This window comes from Sphingomonas echinoides ATCC 14820 (genome assembly GCF_000241465.1).
In the GTDB taxonomy this organism is placed as follows: domain Bacteria; phylum Pseudomonadota; class Alphaproteobacteria; order Sphingomonadales; family Sphingomonadaceae; genus Sphingomonas; species Sphingomonas echinoides.
Genome location: NZ_JH584235.1, coordinates 1,147,555 through 1,161,072, shown reverse-complemented (window position 1 = coordinate 1,161,072; position 13,518 = coordinate 1,147,555). Strand labels below are relative to the sequence as shown.

17 protein-coding genes are annotated in these 13,518 nt (G+C 64.3%); 6 read left to right on the top strand and 11 right to left on the bottom strand.

Translation table 11 applies throughout. From position 1 onward, the window contains the following. Positions 1-10: 10 nt before the first annotated feature. Entirely contained in the window at positions 11-850 is an 840-nt protein-coding gene (gene hemF / locus ON00_RS05530) for an oxygen-dependent coproporphyrinogen oxidase (protein ID WP_010403832.1), read from the bottom strand. Between the two features lie 67 nt (positions 851-917). Then, entirely contained in the window at positions 918-1,367 is a 450-nt protein-coding gene (locus ON00_RS05525) for a tRNA (cytidine(34)-2'-O)-methyltransferase (RefSeq protein ID WP_010403830.1), read from the bottom strand. Between the two features lie 189 nt (positions 1,368-1,556). On the opposite strand from ON00_RS05525, the gene petA reads away from it, so the two are divergent. From petA to ON00_RS05500, 5 genes are all read left to right on the top strand, one after another. Continuing rightward, a complete protein-coding gene (gene petA, locus ON00_RS05520) occupies positions 1,557-2,129 on the top strand; it encodes a ubiquinol-cytochrome c reductase iron-sulfur subunit (RefSeq protein ID WP_010403829.1) in 573 nt (190 codons plus the stop codon). A 10-nt stretch (positions 2,130-2,139) separates the two neighbouring features. Further along, positions 2,140-3,447, top strand: coding sequence for a cytochrome b (locus tag ON00_RS05515; RefSeq protein ID WP_010403828.1), 1,308 nt, complete (start codon positions 2,140-2,142; stop codon positions 3,445-3,447). A gap of 15 nt (positions 3,448-3,462) precedes the next feature. Further along, a complete protein-coding gene (locus tag ON00_RS05510) occupies positions 3,463-4,281 on the top strand; it encodes a cytochrome c1 (protein ID WP_010403827.1) in 819 nt (272 codons plus the stop codon). 111 nt (positions 4,282-4,392) lie between these two features. Continuing rightward, positions 4,393-4,929: an adenine phosphoribosyltransferase gene (locus ON00_RS05505; protein ID WP_029622458.1), complete on the top strand. Its 537-nt coding sequence runs from the start codon at positions 4,393-4,395 to the stop codon at positions 4,927-4,929. A gap of 97 nt (positions 4,930-5,026) precedes the next feature. Continuing rightward, complete coding sequence (locus ON00_RS05500) at positions 5,027-5,413, top strand: hypothetical protein (RefSeq protein WP_010403823.1); 387 nt, start codon at positions 5,027-5,029, stop codon at positions 5,411-5,413. Positions 5,414-5,438: 25 nt separating this feature from the next. Here ON00_RS05500 and ON00_RS05495 read toward each other — a convergent pair whose 3' ends face one another. Genes ON00_RS05495 through ON00_RS05485 form a run of 3 tightly spaced genes read right to left on the bottom strand, consistent with a single transcriptional unit; the run spans position 5,439 to position 7,831 of the window. Beyond that, complete coding sequence (locus ON00_RS05495) at positions 5,439-5,888, bottom strand: MaoC family dehydratase (RefSeq protein ID WP_010403822.1); 450 nt, start codon at positions 5,886-5,888, stop codon at positions 5,439-5,441. 38 nt (positions 5,889-5,926) lie between these two features. Then, the gene (locus ON00_RS05490) at positions 5,927-7,219 is read right to left on the bottom strand and encodes an alkaline phosphatase family protein (protein ID WP_010403821.1); all 1,293 of its coding nucleotides are present in this window, start codon (positions 7,217-7,219) and stop codon (positions 5,927-5,929) included. Between the two features lie 60 nt (positions 7,220-7,279). Further along, positions 7,280-7,831 carry a hypothetical protein gene (locus ON00_RS05485; protein WP_029622457.1) on the bottom strand — a complete coding sequence of 184 codons (552 nt, stop codon included), beginning with the start codon at positions 7,829-7,831 and terminating at the stop codon, positions 7,280-7,282. Positions 7,832-7,997: 166 nt separating this feature from the next. Between ON00_RS05485 and ON00_RS05480 the strand changes: the two genes are divergently transcribed. Beyond that, positions 7,998-8,270 (top strand): hypothetical protein, encoded by a 273-nt coding sequence (locus tag ON00_RS05480; protein WP_010403819.1) that lies wholly within the window; start codon positions 7,998-8,000, stop codon positions 8,268-8,270. 69 nt (positions 8,271-8,339) lie between these two features. Here ON00_RS05480 and ON00_RS05475 read toward each other — a convergent pair whose 3' ends face one another. The 6 genes from ON00_RS05475 to ON00_RS05450 form a co-directional block, all read right to left on the bottom strand. Beyond that, positions 8,340-9,887, bottom strand: coding sequence for a hypothetical protein (locus tag ON00_RS05475; RefSeq protein WP_010403818.1), 1,548 nt, complete (start codon positions 9,885-9,887; stop codon positions 8,340-8,342). Positions 9,888-9,939: 52 nt separating this feature from the next. After that, positions 9,940-10,251: a hypothetical protein gene (locus ON00_RS05470; RefSeq protein ID WP_010403817.1), complete on the bottom strand. Its 312-nt coding sequence runs from the start codon at positions 10,249-10,251 to the stop codon at positions 9,940-9,942. A 38-nt stretch (positions 10,252-10,289) separates the two neighbouring features. Then, positions 10,290-11,390: a redox-regulated ATPase YchF gene (ychF, locus tag ON00_RS05465; RefSeq protein ID WP_010403815.1), complete on the bottom strand. Its 1,101-nt coding sequence runs from the start codon at positions 11,388-11,390 to the stop codon at positions 10,290-10,292. A 96-nt stretch (positions 11,391-11,486) separates the two neighbouring features. Beyond that, entirely contained in the window at positions 11,487-12,092 is a 606-nt protein-coding gene (locus ON00_RS05460; protein WP_010403813.1) for a TIGR02466 family protein, read from the bottom strand. Then, positions 12,089-12,664, bottom strand: coding sequence for an aminoacyl-tRNA hydrolase (pth, locus tag ON00_RS05455; protein ID WP_010403812.1), 576 nt, complete (start codon positions 12,662-12,664; stop codon positions 12,089-12,091). Before pth ends, ON00_RS05460 begins: the two co-directional genes overlap by 4 nt. Positions 12,665-12,804: 140 nt before the next feature. Beyond that, positions 12,805-13,449, bottom strand: coding sequence for a 50S ribosomal protein L25/general stress protein Ctc (locus ON00_RS05450; protein ID WP_010403809.1), 645 nt, complete (start codon positions 13,447-13,449; stop codon positions 12,805-12,807). Positions 13,450-13,518: the final 69 nt, after the last annotated feature.

Below are 13,518 nucleotides of genomic sequence, written 5' to 3'. Positions count from 1 at the left end.
TGCCCCGACATCAGGACCAGGTTGCCAGCGGCGGCAAGCTCATCAGGATCGCATCGATATTGCCGCCGGTCTTGAGCCCGAACAGCGTGCCGCGATCATAGACCAGGTTGAACTCGGCGTAACGCCCGCGCCATTCCAGCATCTGCGCGGTGTCGGCGGCGTTGAACGGCGTGTTCATTCGCCGCCGCACGATTTTCGGGTACACGTCCAGAAAGGCGCGGCCAATGTCCTGGATGAAGGCGAAGTTCTCGGCGAAATCCCCTTCCAGATGATCGCAGAAGATGCCGCCAACGCCGCGGTGCACCTGGCGATGCGGGATATAGAAATAGTCCTCGGCCCATTTCGAATAGCGCGCATAATAATCGTCGCCATGCGCATCGCACGCCGCGCGCATTGCCGCGTGGAATTCAGCAGTGTCCTCGGCATAGGGAATCGGCGGGTTGAGATCGGCCCCGCCGCCAAACCAGCGCTTGGTCGTGACCAGGAAGCGCGTGTTCATGTGGACGGCGGGCACATGCGGATTGGCCATGTGCGCGACCAGGCTGATGCCAGTGGCAAAGAAGCTCGGGTCTTCGGCGGCACCGTGGATCGATTTGGCGAACTCGCCCTCGAACGCGCCGCCCACGGTCGAGACGTTGACGCCGACCTTTTCGAACACCTTGCCCTTCATCACCCCGCGTACGCCGCCGCCGCCATCGCCGCCATTGGGGTCGGCGCGGTCCCACTGGGTGTAGTCGAAGCTCGCCTCCGATCCGGCTTCCCGTTCGATCGCGACGAATTCCGCACAGATCAGGTCGCGCAGATGCTCGAACCAGTGGCGGGCGGCGGTTTGTTCTTGGTCCAGGTCCATGGGGCTGTTTTGCCGGGGTCGTGCGGCTAAGTCGAGATGCGATCCATCCTCCCCGTGGCGGGGAGGATCAGGCGGGCCAGCCGTTGGTCTGGCGCAAGGCTTCGGCCAGCGCGATGCCGGTTGCCACCGCAATGTTGAGCGAGCGCATCCCCTCGGCCAACGGAATGCGCACCGCCATGTCAGCGCGCGCATGCACCGCATCCGGCACGCCGCTGCCTTCGGACCCCATCAGCAAAACGTCGTTCGGCTGAAACGTCGCTGCGTCGAGGCGCACCCTGCCGCGCGTGGTCAGCAGCACGATTCGCCCGGGCACCTGGCGTTCGAACGTCGCCCAGTCGAGGTGGCGGTGGACGTCCACGACCCCGGCATAATCCATGCCCGAACGGGCGAGGGCCTTCTCGCTCCAGGTGAAGCCGGTTGGCTCGATGACGTCGACCGGCGTTCCCAGGCATGCGCCAAGGCGCAGAATGGCACCGACATTTCCGGCGATTTCGGGTTGGTAGAGAGCAATACGCATAACCAGCGCCCCTACTCCTAAAATGCAGTTGGCAAAACACCGTCGCGCCGTCTAACAGAACGCTCAAGCTTCTCCGGCAGAGGGAAGGCGTTCAGGCGTGACCCACACGTCGTTCTTGTGAGGGTGACGTTGTCGGATTTTTCGTCGCGGCGTGTTTCAACACGGCGTGCGAAGTACAAGGGCAAGTGAATGGCAAGCGGAAACACCCTGGAAGTTCCCCGGCAGGATGAACCCCATCATGACGGCGAACCACGCCGCCGTGACTTTCTGAACATTGCGGCCGTCGCTGCCGCTGGTGTCGGCGGGATCGCGATCGTGGTGCCGCTGATCAACCAGATGAACCCCTCGGCCGACGTGCTGGCGCAATCGACCACCGACGTCGACCTGTCCAAGATCGAAGCGGGGCAGGGCATCGTCACCTCCTTCCGCAAGCAGCCGTTGTTCGTTCGCAACCTGACCCCGGCCGAAATCGCCGCCGCCGACAAGGTTGACGTCAAGACACTGCGCGACCCCGAAACGCTCGCACAACGCACGCGCGGCCAGAAGAACTGGCTGATCACGCTGGGCGTGTGCACGCATCTCGGCTGTATTCCGCAGGGCATCACCAGCGGGGAGGATCGCGGCCAGTTTGGCGGCTATTTCTGCCCGTGCCACGGCTCGCAATACGATACGGCGGCGCGCATCCGCAAAGGCCCGGCACCGAAGAACCTGTTCGTGCCGGAGTATAAATTCACGTCGCCAACGACGGTTACGGTGGGTTGAGGATAGAGATATGAGCTTCCCCTGGGCCAAGCATTACGAGCCGAAATCGGGCTTCACCAAATGGATCGATGAGCGGCTGCCCTTGCCGCGATTGGTCTATGGCGCGGTCGGCGCGGGCTATCCCGTCCCGCGCAACCTCAATTATTTCTGGAACTTCGGCGTGCTCGCAGGGGCTGCGCTGGCGATCCAGATCGTCACCGGGATCGTGCTGGCGATGCACTATGCGGCCAATGGCGGCGTGGCGTTCGACTCGGTCGAGCACATTATGCGCGACGTCAACGGCGGCTGGTTCCTGCGCTATGCGCACGCCAACGGTGCCTCGATGTTCTTCGTGGTGGTCTATATCCACATCTTCCGCGGCCTCTTTTACGGATCGTACAAGGCTCCGCGCGAGATGATCTGGCTGCTGGGTGTCACCATCTTCCTGCTGATGATGGCGACGGCGTTCATGGGTTATGTGCTCCCCTGGGGGCAAATGAGCTTCTGGGGTGCGCAGGTGATCACCGGCTTCTTCTCCGCGATCCCGGTGGTCGGCGATACGATCCGGATTTGGCTGCTGGGCGGATATGCGCCTGATGACGCCGCGCTCAACCGCTTCTTCTCGCTGCATTATCTGCTGCCGTTCGTCATCGCGGGCGTGATCATCCTGCACATCTGGGCGCTGCACATTCCGGGTTCGAACAACCCGACCGGCGTGGACGTGAAGGGCGAACAGGACACCGTCCCGTTCCATCCTTATTACACCGCCAAGGACGGCTTCGGCCTCGGCGTGTTCTTGTTCATCTTTGCGGCTCTCTTGTTCTTCGCGCCCAACAGCCTTGGCCACCCGGACAATTATATCCCGGCCAACGCGCTGCAGACGCCCGCGCACATCGTGCCCGAATGGTATTTCTGGCCGTTCTACGCGATCCTGCGCGCCTTCACGGTCGATTTCATCGGCATCCCGGCCAAGCTGCTCGGCGTGCTGGCGATGTTCGGGTCGATCCTGCTGTTGTTCTTCCTGCCCTGGCTCGACTCGTCGCCGGTGCGCTCGGCCAATTACCGTCCGCTCTATCGCATCTTCTTCTGGGTGCTGGTCGCCGATGTGCTGGTGCTCGGCTGGTGTGGTGGTTCGCCTGCGACCCCGCTTTATGTCATCATCAGCCAGATCAGCGCGGCCTATTATTTCGCGCACTTCCTGATCATCATCCCGATCATCTCGCGGGCAGAACGCCCGACGCCGCTGCCAAACTCGATCACCGAGGCGGTGCTGGCGAAGAAGGGTGGCACGTCACCGGCGCATACCGCACTCAGCGGTAGCGCGGTCCCGGCCGAATAAGGGGCATTACGAGCAATGGTTCGCGCAATCGCAATTCTCATCGGTGCCGGCTTCGTTGCCGTACTGTCCTGGGCTCTGTTCTGGTCGATCCAGGGGGTCATCACCGATCCCCCGGCCCCGACGGCGGTCGACGAATTCCATCTCCACCCCAAGGAGGTCGAGCTCGCGTCAAACGGCTTCTTCGGCACCTATGACCAGCGCCAGCTTCAGCGCGGCCTGCAGGTGTATAAGGAAGTCTGCTCCAACTGCCATTCGCTCAAGCATGTCGCCTTCCGCGACCTGACCCAACTCGGCTACAGCGCGGCGCAGTTGAAGAAGTTCGCGGCGGACTGGTCGGTCAAGGCCAAGCAGTTCGATCCGAAATCGGGTGACACGACCGAGCGGCCCAACACGCCGTCGGATTACTTCCCGACTGTGTATTATCCCGGCACCGGCAACCCGCCAGACCTCTCGCTGATCACCAAGGCGCGGCACGAAGGCCCAGCCTATGTCTATTCGCTGCTGACCGGTTACAGGGACCAGCCCGCGGCGTTGCTGAAGAAGTTCCCCGATGCGAAGGTGCCGGACGGGCTGTATTACAACCCCTATTTCGCCAACCTCAACATCGCGATGCCGCCACCGCTGACGCAGGATGGGCAAGTCACCTATCTCGACGGGACCAAGTCCACCGTGCAGCAAAACGCCAAGGACGTGGCCGCCTTCCTGACCTGGGCGGCGGAACCGAACTTGCCGACACGGCACGCTTATGGCCTGGCGGTGCTTGGCTTCCTGCTGTTCTTCTGCATTCTGGCTTACGGCGCGTATCAAAACATCTGGCGCGACATCAAGCACTGAGCCATGGACGTCGCCCCGGCGCAGGCCGGGGCGACGTCTGGCCGAGCGCGAGGCGAAGGGTTCCCCTTATCGCCGACCGGCCCCGGCCTGCGCCGGGGCGACGAGGATTTTATGGCCGAGAATGACGATCTGAAGGCGCTGATCCGCACCATCCTGGATTTCCCCAAGCCCGGCATCCAGTTTCGCGACATCACCACTTTGCTGCTTGATGCGCAGGGTTTCGCCAGCGCGATCGCGCGGATGGCCGCAGCTACGCGCGGACCGGTCGACCTGGTGGCCGGCATCGAAGCGCGCGGTTTCATCTTTGCGGCGGCCCTTGCCGCGCCGCTCAACGCGGGCGTGCTGCTGATCCGCAAGGACGGCAAGCTGCCCGGTGCGACCATCGCCGAGGATTACGCGCTCGAATATGGCACCGATCGCATTGCGGTGCATGAGGATGCGCTGGCGCCGGGGCAGCGCGTGCTGCTGGTCGATGACTTGATCGCGACGGGTGGCACCGCGCGCGCGGCGGTGCGGCTGCTGCGCAAGGCGGGGGGCCTGGTGGAGCAAGCCCAGTTCCTGGTCGACCTGCCAGATCTGGGCGGAGCCGATGCGTTGCGCGCCGATGGCCTCGCTGTGGATTCGCTGATCGGCTTTCCCGGCCACTAGACCTGGTCCAAGGAACCAATAGCGAGCGCTCGGGTTGATCGGGTAACGCCCGCGCCCCGCACTCCGCCGGGGGACAGCGGCACCAGAGGCCAATCCTATGTCCGTCATCAAACTCTCGCTTGCTGCCGCCGCACTCGTCGCGGTCGGCGGGCTGTCCGCCTGTGCCGAGGATTATGGCTATTCCGGCGTCTCGGTCGGCTATGGGGCCAGTGCGTGGGACCCCTATTATGGCGGGTATAGCGCCGATCCCTATTGGGGCTGGAACGGCGACTATTATTATCCGGGGTCAGGCTATTACGTCTACGACCGGCAGAACGTGCGCCACCGCTGGAGTGCCGAACAGCGCGGCTATTGGCAGGGCCGCAATCAGCGCTGGCATAATGACCACCGCGAAATCCGCCCGATGTGGCGTGATTATGGTGTGCCCGGCCGCCCCGGCGGCGGCGGACATGGCGGCGGACGTGGCGGTCGCGGCCATCGCTGACGCGAGGTGCGCGGCCGGATAAGCGCTATGCGATCGGCCGCGTGCGGATCAGCCCGATTGAGGTAAAGGTCATCACCGCCACGTCGTGTTGGTTGAACACGGTCATCTTGCTGCGAAAGCTGCCCATTTCCGGGCGGCTTTGCGAGGCGCGCTTGTCAACGATCTCGGTCTCGCAGCGCAGCGTGTCACCGGGATAGACCGGTTTCAGCCAGCGCAATTCGTCGATGCCGGGCGACCCGAGGCTGGCCTGATCATTGGCTTTGAAATTTTCGACGACCATCGCCATGGTCATCGCGCAGGTGTGCCACCCACTCGCCGACAGCCGCCCGAAATGGGTTTCGGCGGCAGCCTCGTCGGACAAATGAAAAGGTTGTGGGTCATAGGCCTTGGCAAAGGCCGTCACCTCGTCCCGCGTAACCGCGTACCGGCCGAACGACGCCTTGGTGCCGACCACTATGTCTTCGAAATATTGCATGCCGCCAGTGTCTCGCGCGCCAGCGATGAAGGCAACCCCTAGTTTCGGGCCGGACCTTTCACCGCAGCCCGAAACGGCGCGTCATCGCCGTCGAGGCCCGTTCCCGCTGGAAGGCCGAGCAGATCGCGCACCAGCGGGGCGACATCGACATTGTCGAACGCGGGCAGCGGGCCGAGCGCTGTGATCGCCGGGCCGCTCGCCACGAACAGCGCCGCCATTTCGGGGGCGGCATTGTCATAGCCATGCGCACCGCCATCGGGGACATCCTTGGTCGACGCAGTCTTGTTGAGCAGCCAGCCAGTCTCGGCGAGGCAGAAATAGGGTGGGATGCGCGGGTTGGTGCCGTAGTGCAGCCGCGCCGGTATCTCGCTTTTGCGCCAGCAATCATAATGCGCGTGATGGCCGAGCAACGCCTTTTCCAGCGCGGCTTCATGGCCGGGCACCGGATAGAAACTCGCAAACGGGCCGGCCTCGAACTGGCGATAGTCGGCAGGATTGGCGACGGCATCCATGGCGATGGTGCGGCTTGCGCTGGTCCCGGCCATGCCGTGGTCCGCAACGATGACAAGGTTGGCCGGTTGGCCAAGCGCCTTCAGCCCCGCAACCAGCGTGCCGATCTGGGCATCGACCTTCGCGACCGCCGCCGTCGTTTCGGCGGCATCCGGGCCATAGGTGTGCCCGGCGCTGTCGACGGCATCGAAATAGAGCGTGAGGAAGCGCGGGCGCATCGCCGTCGGGCGACGGAGCCAGTCGAGCACGCCTGCGACGCGCTGTTCGCCGGGCACCGCCATGTCGAACGGCCACCAATCTTCAGGCCGAACACCCCCGGTCGGCTCGCCGTGCCCGCCCTTCATCGCGCCGCCCCAGGCGACGTTCGAGCCCGGCCAGAACATCGTCGCGCTGCGCACCCCGCTGCGCTCGGCGGTGACCCACAAGGGTTCGGCCTCATTCCACCAGAACGGATCCCTGGAATTTTCCATCGTGAAGGTCACGCCTGGCCGACCCGCATCCTCCATCGAATTGGAAACGATGCCGTTGCGATCGGGGCGCAGGCCGGTGACGAGCGCCCAATGGTTGGGGAAGGTCTTGGACGGGAAGGACGGCCGCATCGCCGCGCTGATGCCACTGGCGGCCAGCGCATCGAGAGTGGGCGTCACCCCGCGCGTGCGGTAATCGGGGCGAAAGCCGTCGATCGAGATGAGAATGGTGACGGGAGCACGCGTTTCCGTCTGAGCAATGGCTGCTGGCTTGGGGCCTGAGATGGGGGCCGTGACGCATGCCTGCAGGGCGGCGCACAAGGCGGCGGCGAAGATCCGGGTTGTCCAGCGCATGTGCGTCCCTGTGCGGCGGAAATGCGGCACGGCTATGACAGTGGGGAGCACACACTCGGCCTACTGGACATCAGCAGGTTGCAAGGCTGATCGGACCCAGGCGAAATGCGAGATGACCGCGCTTGCATCGGCATCCAGCGCTTGATGGTAATGATGTTCGTGCGAACTGGGGATCATCGGTTCGCCCTCATGAAAGCCGATCGAGCGCAAGGCCTGAACGACACAATCGGTCCGACCATATGCGTGAATAAGATTGTGCCGATCCCAGACGATGGTCGCTTGGTCGGAGGGGGAATGAACCCACAGGTCGAAGCGAGCGTCCCTGCAGAGAAAATTGTCGAATTCCTCCAGAAACCCAGTCAATTCGCCGCGCGTCAGTCCTGGACTTTGATATCGGCCTGGATCCGCTTCTCCTCGCGGTGTGTGCAGAACGTAAAGCACAAAGACTGGCGGCTCTAAGCACTCGGACAGCTTACGAAATACCAATGAGTCGCTTCCTGGCGCGGTCGCCGTAACTTTTCCTGCGGCACCGGCGCGGGCCTCAATCTTGAACACTGGCGGGTGTGAATGCTCCGACCACACGCCATCGATTTGCGATCCGATTTTGAACATGAATGCCGGCATACGCTCCGTAATCGAAGGCCGCTATTCCATTATCGACGGTCGCAGCGTTCCCGGCGACGGCAACGGGACATGTTTTGTCACAATAGAGAGAGGGGCGCGCAAGGTCGCTCCGCCATATCGGTCCGCAATAGCCGGATCATAGGAGGAGCCCGCCATGTCTTTGTTGAAATATGCCGCACTTTCGTTCGCCATCGTTGCCGCGCCGCTGAGCGCACAATCGCTGTCCGATACGCATGAAATGCGCTGGGCGCCCGTGGGCAAAATCCCCGCGGTGACCTATCACGCGATCAAGCGCGGCTGCGAGCAGCGCACCGCCCCGATCCATCTCTCGGGTAAGACGCAATTGGCTCCCGCACCCGCCGCTGAAGGTTGCGTCCAGGTGATCGCCAGCGCCGACCGCCGTGACCAGAGCAAGGCGGTCGACTGACCCGATTGCCTGCAGCACAGGCGCAAGGGCGGCACCGGGGAGCAGGGCTCTCCGGTGCCGCTTTCGCGTTCAATGTCCGAGCGAGACCTTGGCGAACAGGCTGAAGCTCAGCGGGAAACGCCCATAAGCCGCATCCAGAAGGGCGGGCTTGTCATAGATGCCGACCGCGCCGCCCAGAGCCAACTCGAACGGCCCCACAAAGCGCAGGCGATAGGCATAGCCGCTCTCCAGCTTGCTCACCCGCACCTTGCGGTCGTGCAGCGGATCGAGTGGGTTCGGAAACAGCTCGTCATTCGCCACATTTTCCGCGCGGGCGAACAATGTGTGGTGGCGGTCAATGTCCCAATTGGCCTCGGCCAGCCATGCCGTCAGCACGCGTCCGGGCAACTTATGCTTGTTGGAGAAAGCGAGCAGCGCGGAGACGCCGTGCGCGGCATATTGCACGCTCGCGGTGGTGCGCGCTTCGTTGCGAAAGGCTTCGAGCTGTTCGGGGCTCTTCAGCCAGCCATGGCTGACTTGCACCGCCCAGGCGGGGGAGGGCGTCCAGGTCGCGCGCACGCTCCACGAATCGAGGCCCGGTTGCTCGATATTCCAGCGATATTGGTCGGGCTCGCGGCCGCGAAAGCCTGACGCCTCGATTTGCCAGCGCGCCGTGCCATAGCCCGCCGTCACCACGCCGTAGCTGATATGCGTGCTGTCGAACCAATGGTGCGTGATCGGGCTGAGCGGCTGATAGTGCGCGGAGGCGCGGTGCATGAAGGCCGATGGTCCGAGCGCCGGCTCGGCCACGGGGCCGCCGTAGAGGAACAGGCTGCCGTGCGCGGTATCGACATCGAGCCGCGCCGCCAGTTCCATGAACAGATCGTGCGGGTGCTGGCGATCGGTCAATTGCGTGGTGCCGTTGGCGGTTTCGCCGGTGGCGAACAAATTGGGATAGCCCTTCGCCCCCATCGCGGGTTCGAGGCTCATCATCGATCGTAGTTGCAGCCGCACGCCGCCGAAATCGCGCGTGCCGGTGAGCATCGCCATCGATTCGACGAACGCCTCCTGATCGCCGCGCGGGCCCCCCTGGTTGGTATAGACGCTGGTCGCATAGCCGTGGAGCATCACCATCCAGTCGCCCGTCGCGAGATGCAGACCCTTCATCGCGCCGTCATTGCCGGGGTTGCGCGAGGTGCCGGAGCCGTCGCCATAGGCATGGTCGGCTGGGCCCATGGCCATGCCGGGCATGTCGGGCATGGAATGATTGTGATCGCCTTGGGGCTGCGGGGCGGGGGGCATGGCCATCGGTGGTGCTGTAACGCTGTCGTCCGCCTTCCCCGGCGCAGGCCGGGGCCCAGTCGCGGAGGTGGTGGTCATAGGCGGGGGCGGCGCGTCCGCATCCTCCGCCCGCTGCTGGGCCCCGGCCTGCGCCGGGGAAGAGGAAGGGGCAGCTTCGGGGGCAGGCGGGTGCACCGCCGGGTGCGCGTGTTTCACCACCGGCTTGGGTTTCGCCTTGGGCTTGGGCTTGGCGGGCATCGGCATGTCCATTTTCATGCCGGGCATCATCTGCGCAAAGGCAGGCGCGGGCAGCAGCGCAGACAGCGCGAAGCCCGCGATCAACATCGATCGGGTCATCGGAAAATCCTCAACGGGGAAAGCATGCGGTCGGGCGCGATGGCCCGCCGGATCACGCGGTCCGGCGCGGAGGAGGCAAAGCTGGCGGCGTTCCGGTATCCGGGGCGAAGGCAGTCGCGACGATGCGACGCGGGACCGCCGCCGTCACGCCCGGCGCATCCACCCCGCGCGCGGCGAGGCTGGCGGGAGGAATGCAGCCAATGCAGATATGCGGCACGGTCGCGGGATCGTCCTGGCGCGGCATGTGATGCGTGCCCTGCGCCATCGGCGCAGCCATGGGCATCTCATGGCACGACTGCCCATGCGCCATCGCCGGGATGGCAAAGGCTGCCAGCAGCAGCGCAAGGATCAGGCGGGCGAACATCGCGACCAGCCTAGGCCGCGTGTCGCCCGCCGACAAGATCAGACGTTGAAGCGGAAATTCAGCACGTCGCCGTCATGGACGACATACTCTTTGCCCTCCTGGCGCAGCTTGCCGGCATCGCGCGCACCGGTTTCGCCGCCGAGCGTGACGTAATCGTCATAGGCAATCGTCTCGGCGCGGATGAAGCCGCGCTCGAAATCGGTGTGGATCTCGCCCGCGGCCTGCGGGGCCTTGGCCCCGGCATGGACGGTCCAGGCGCGCGCTTCCTTGGGGCCGACGGTGAAGAAGGTGAGCAGCTTGAGCAACCGGTACCCCGCGACGATCACGCGCGACAGGCCGGTTTCGGTCAGGCCCAGTTCGGCGAGGAAGTCTCCGCGCTCTTCGGGCTCCATCGTCGCGATCTCGGCCTCGATCGCGGCGGAGACGACGACGGCTTCGGCCCCCTCGGCCTTGGCCTTCTCGAACACGCGCGCCGATTGCGCATTGCCGTTGGCAGCGCTCGTTTCCTCGACATTGCAGACATAGAGCACGGGCTTGGCGGTCAGCAATTGCGCCTGCTTGAAGGCGCGGGCTTCGTCCTCATCCTTGGGCACGGTCAGCCGCGCGGGCTTGCCTTCGCGCAGCAGGTCGAGCGCCTGGCCCAGCACCGACGCGGCGACCTTGGCGTCCTTGTCGCCCTGCGTCGCCTTCTTCAGCAAATTGGGGACGCGCTTTTCGAGGCTTTCGAGGTCGGACAGCATCAATTCGGTTTCGACCGTCTCGGCATCGGCGATCGGATCGACCTTGCCTTCGACATGGGTAACGTCGTCATCCTCGAAGCAGCGCAGCACATGCACGATCGCATCGACTTCGCGGATATTGCCGAGGAACTGGTTGCCGAGGCCCTCGCCCTTGGACGCGCCGCGCACCAGCCCGGCAATGTCGACAAAGCCCAATTGCGTCTCAATGATCTTCTGCGATCCCGCGACTGCGGCGAGCTTGTCGAGCCGGGGATCGGGCACCGCGACGTTGCCGACGTTCGGCTCGATCGTGCAGAACGGATAGTTCGCCGCCTGCGCTGCCGCCGTCTGCGTCAGCGCATTGAACAGGGTGGACTTGCCGACATTGGGCAGCCCGACGATTCCACAGCGAAAACCCATGATGATCCTTGAAGCACGATATGTGTGATGCGCCGCCGATACGGCTTCCGGCACCGGAATGCCAGAGACGGCGCGGTATTGGACGGAAGGGAGGGCCTACCAGCGATAGTTGAAGCTGACGCTCACCCGCTCGCTCTTGGCGGTGCCGGGCGCGACTTCGTGGCGCAGCCAGCTTTCCCACAGGAACACGCTGCCCGCCTGCGGCTCGACATAGACGAAGGGTTTCAGCATTTCGGGCGCATCGTCACGCCGCGTCGGGGCCGCCATCATCATCGGCAGGCGCGGGTCTTCCAGCTTGAGCGCACCTGCGCCCTCCGGCACGACGATATAGACCGTGCCCGAAATCACGCTGTGCGGGTGGACATGCCCCGAATGCATCCCGCCCGGTTTCAGGACGTTCACCCACAGGCTGTCGAGCTTCAATTTGCGGTCGTTCAGGTCGAATGCGCAGTCCTCGGCGAATTTGGCGACATGCTTGTTGAGCAGCTTGACCAGATCGGCAAAGGCCGGGTCGCGCATCGGCAAATCGTTGAGTGAGGCGTAGGAGGTATAACCGCGATAGCCATGCGCCTTGGACCAGGCGCGCCCGGCGCGGTCATCCTCGGCCAGCGCCTGGCACGAGCGGTCGAGATCGGCGACCAGAGCGGCGTTCTTCAACTTGCCTTCGTAGAACGGCGTCGCGAACAGCGTGCGCACGGTCATTTCGTCTCTCCCAGTCGCAGTGCGACATCGCTCATGAAACGGCCATCATCGCCCTTGGCCAGCCATGGGGCCTCGGCCCCTATCGCGCCGAGCAGATCGGCCAGCGGCTCCATCTCGGCCTTGGCATAATTGCCGAGCACATAGGGGCTGACTTTGTCTTTGTGGCCGGGGTGGCCGATGCCGATGCGCACGCGGCGAAAGGCGTTGCCGATATGCGCTTCGGTCGAGCGCAGGCCATTATGCCCGGCGGTGCCGCCGCCGGTCTTCACCTTGACGCGGAACGGGTCGAGGTCGAGCTCGTCATGGAAGACGGTGACGTCGCCAACGTCGAGCTTGTAGAAGCGCATCGCTTCGCCGACGCTGCGGCCGCTCTCGTTCATGAAGGTCGCGGGTTTGAGCAGCAGGATCTTCTCGGAGCCGATCCGGCCCTCCTGCGTCCAGCCCTGAAACGCCTTTTTGACGGGGCCGAAATCGTGCAGCTCGGCGATGATATCCACCGCCATGAAGCCGACATTGTGGCGGTTGAGCGCGTATTGCGCGCCGGGATTGCCCAGGCCGACCCAGATTTGCATGGTTTATTCCCTCTCCCCGCTCGCGGGGAGAGGGCAAGCGAGCGCAGCGAAGCGCGGGAGAGGGGCAGTCACTCGCACGTTGGCGTGGTTCACTGCCCCTCTCCCCGACCCTCTCCCCTGCAGGGGAGAGGGAGATGCTTTTACTCGGCGGTGTCGCTCTCGGCGGCCTGCGCCTCGGCAACAGCTGCGTCCGCTGCTTCGTCGGCAACCGTCGGCACCGTCGGCGGGACGATCGTCGCGATGGTGAAGTCGCGGTCGGTGATCGCCGGGGTCACGCCCTTGGGCAGCGTCACGTTCGAGATGTGGATCGAATCGCCGATCTCGCGGCCAGCCAGCGAGATGGTGATGTCGTCGGGGATCTCGGCTGCGTCGCACACCAGTTCCAGCTCGTGCTGGATGATGTTGAGCACGCCCTTGCCGGTCTTGATGCCGGGGGCTTCTTCCTCATCGGTGAACACGACGGGGACGCTGACGTGGACGGTGGTGTGCGCGCCGATGCGCAGGAAGTCGGCATGGACCGGACGCTCGGTGACGGCGTCGAACGACACGTCCTTCGGCAGGGTGCGAACCTGCTGGCCATCGACTTCGATCATCACGACCGAATTCATGAAGTGACCCGTCATCAGGAGACGCATCAGCGCCTTTTCCTCGACGTGGATCGACTGGGGATCTTGCTTGTTGCCGTAGATTACGGCGGGGACGCGGCCTTCGCGACGAAGCAAACGGGAGGCTCCCTTGCCAACCTGTTCGCGCGTCTCGGCTGCGAGCTCCAATTGGTCGCTCATTGCATTACTCCGATATGCGTGTGTGTGGTCTTTCGGCCAGGCCTCCAGGGATGACCCTGACCGAAGCGC

What these genes read in the sequence shown, in the direction of transcription:
- ON00_RS05495 (WP_010403822.1), bottom strand. Translation starts at nt 5,888, where the DNA reads ATGCAATATTTCGAAGACATAGTGGTCGGCACCAAGGCGTCGTTCGGC.
- ON00_RS05480 (WP_010403819.1), top strand. Translation starts at nt 7,998, where the DNA reads ATGTCTTTGTTGAAATATGCCGCACTTTCGTTCGCCATCGTTGCCGCG.
- petA (WP_010403829.1), top strand. Translation starts at nt 1,557, where the DNA reads ATGGCAAGCGGAAACACCCTGGAAGTTCCCCGGCAGGATGAACCCCAT.
- ON00_RS05500 (WP_010403823.1), top strand. Translation starts at nt 5,027, where the DNA reads ATGTCCGTCATCAAACTCTCGCTTGCTGCCGCCGCACTCGTCGCGGTC.
- ON00_RS05510 (WP_010403827.1), top strand. Translation starts at nt 3,463, where the DNA reads ATGGTTCGCGCAATCGCAATTCTCATCGGTGCCGGCTTCGTTGCCGTA.
- ON00_RS05525 (WP_010403830.1), bottom strand. Translation starts at nt 1,367, where the DNA reads ATGCGTATTGCTCTCTACCAACCCGAAATCGCCGGAAATGTCGGTGCC.
- ychF (WP_010403815.1), bottom strand. Translation starts at nt 11,390, where the DNA reads ATGGGTTTTCGCTGTGGAATCGTCGGGCTGCCCAATGTCGGCAAGTCC.
- ON00_RS05450 (WP_010403809.1), bottom strand. Translation starts at nt 13,449, where the DNA reads ATGAGCGACCAATTGGAGCTCGCAGCCGAGACGCGCGAACAGGTTGGC.
- ON00_RS05505 (WP_029622458.1), top strand. Translation starts at nt 4,393, where the DNA reads ATGGCCGAGAATGACGATCTGAAGGCGCTGATCCGCACCATCCTGGAT.
- pth (WP_010403812.1), bottom strand. Translation starts at nt 12,664, where the DNA reads ATGCAAATCTGGGTCGGCCTGGGCAATCCCGGCGCGCAATACGCGCTC.
- ON00_RS05490 (WP_010403821.1), bottom strand. Translation starts at nt 7,219, where the DNA reads ATGCGCTGGACAACCCGGATCTTCGCCGCCGCCTTGTGCGCCGCCCTG.
- ON00_RS05470 (WP_010403817.1), bottom strand. Translation starts at nt 10,251, where the DNA reads ATGTTCGCCCGCCTGATCCTTGCGCTGCTGCTGGCAGCCTTTGCCATC.
- ON00_RS05515 (WP_010403828.1), top strand. Translation starts at nt 2,140, where the DNA reads ATGAGCTTCCCCTGGGCCAAGCATTACGAGCCGAAATCGGGCTTCACC.
- hemF (WP_010403832.1), bottom strand. Translation starts at nt 850, where the DNA reads ATGGACCTGGACCAAGAACAAACCGCCGCCCGCCACTGGTTCGAGCAT.
- ON00_RS05460 (WP_010403813.1), bottom strand. Translation starts at nt 12,092, where the DNA reads ATGACCGTGCGCACGCTGTTCGCGACGCCGTTCTACGAAGGCAAGTTG.
- ON00_RS05485 (WP_029622457.1), bottom strand. Translation starts at nt 7,831, where the DNA reads ATGTTCAAAATCGGATCGCAAATCGATGGCGTGTGGTCGGAGCATTCA.
- ON00_RS05475 (WP_010403818.1), bottom strand. Translation starts at nt 9,887, where the DNA reads ATGACCCGATCGATGTTGATCGCGGGCTTCGCGCTGTCTGCGCTGCTG.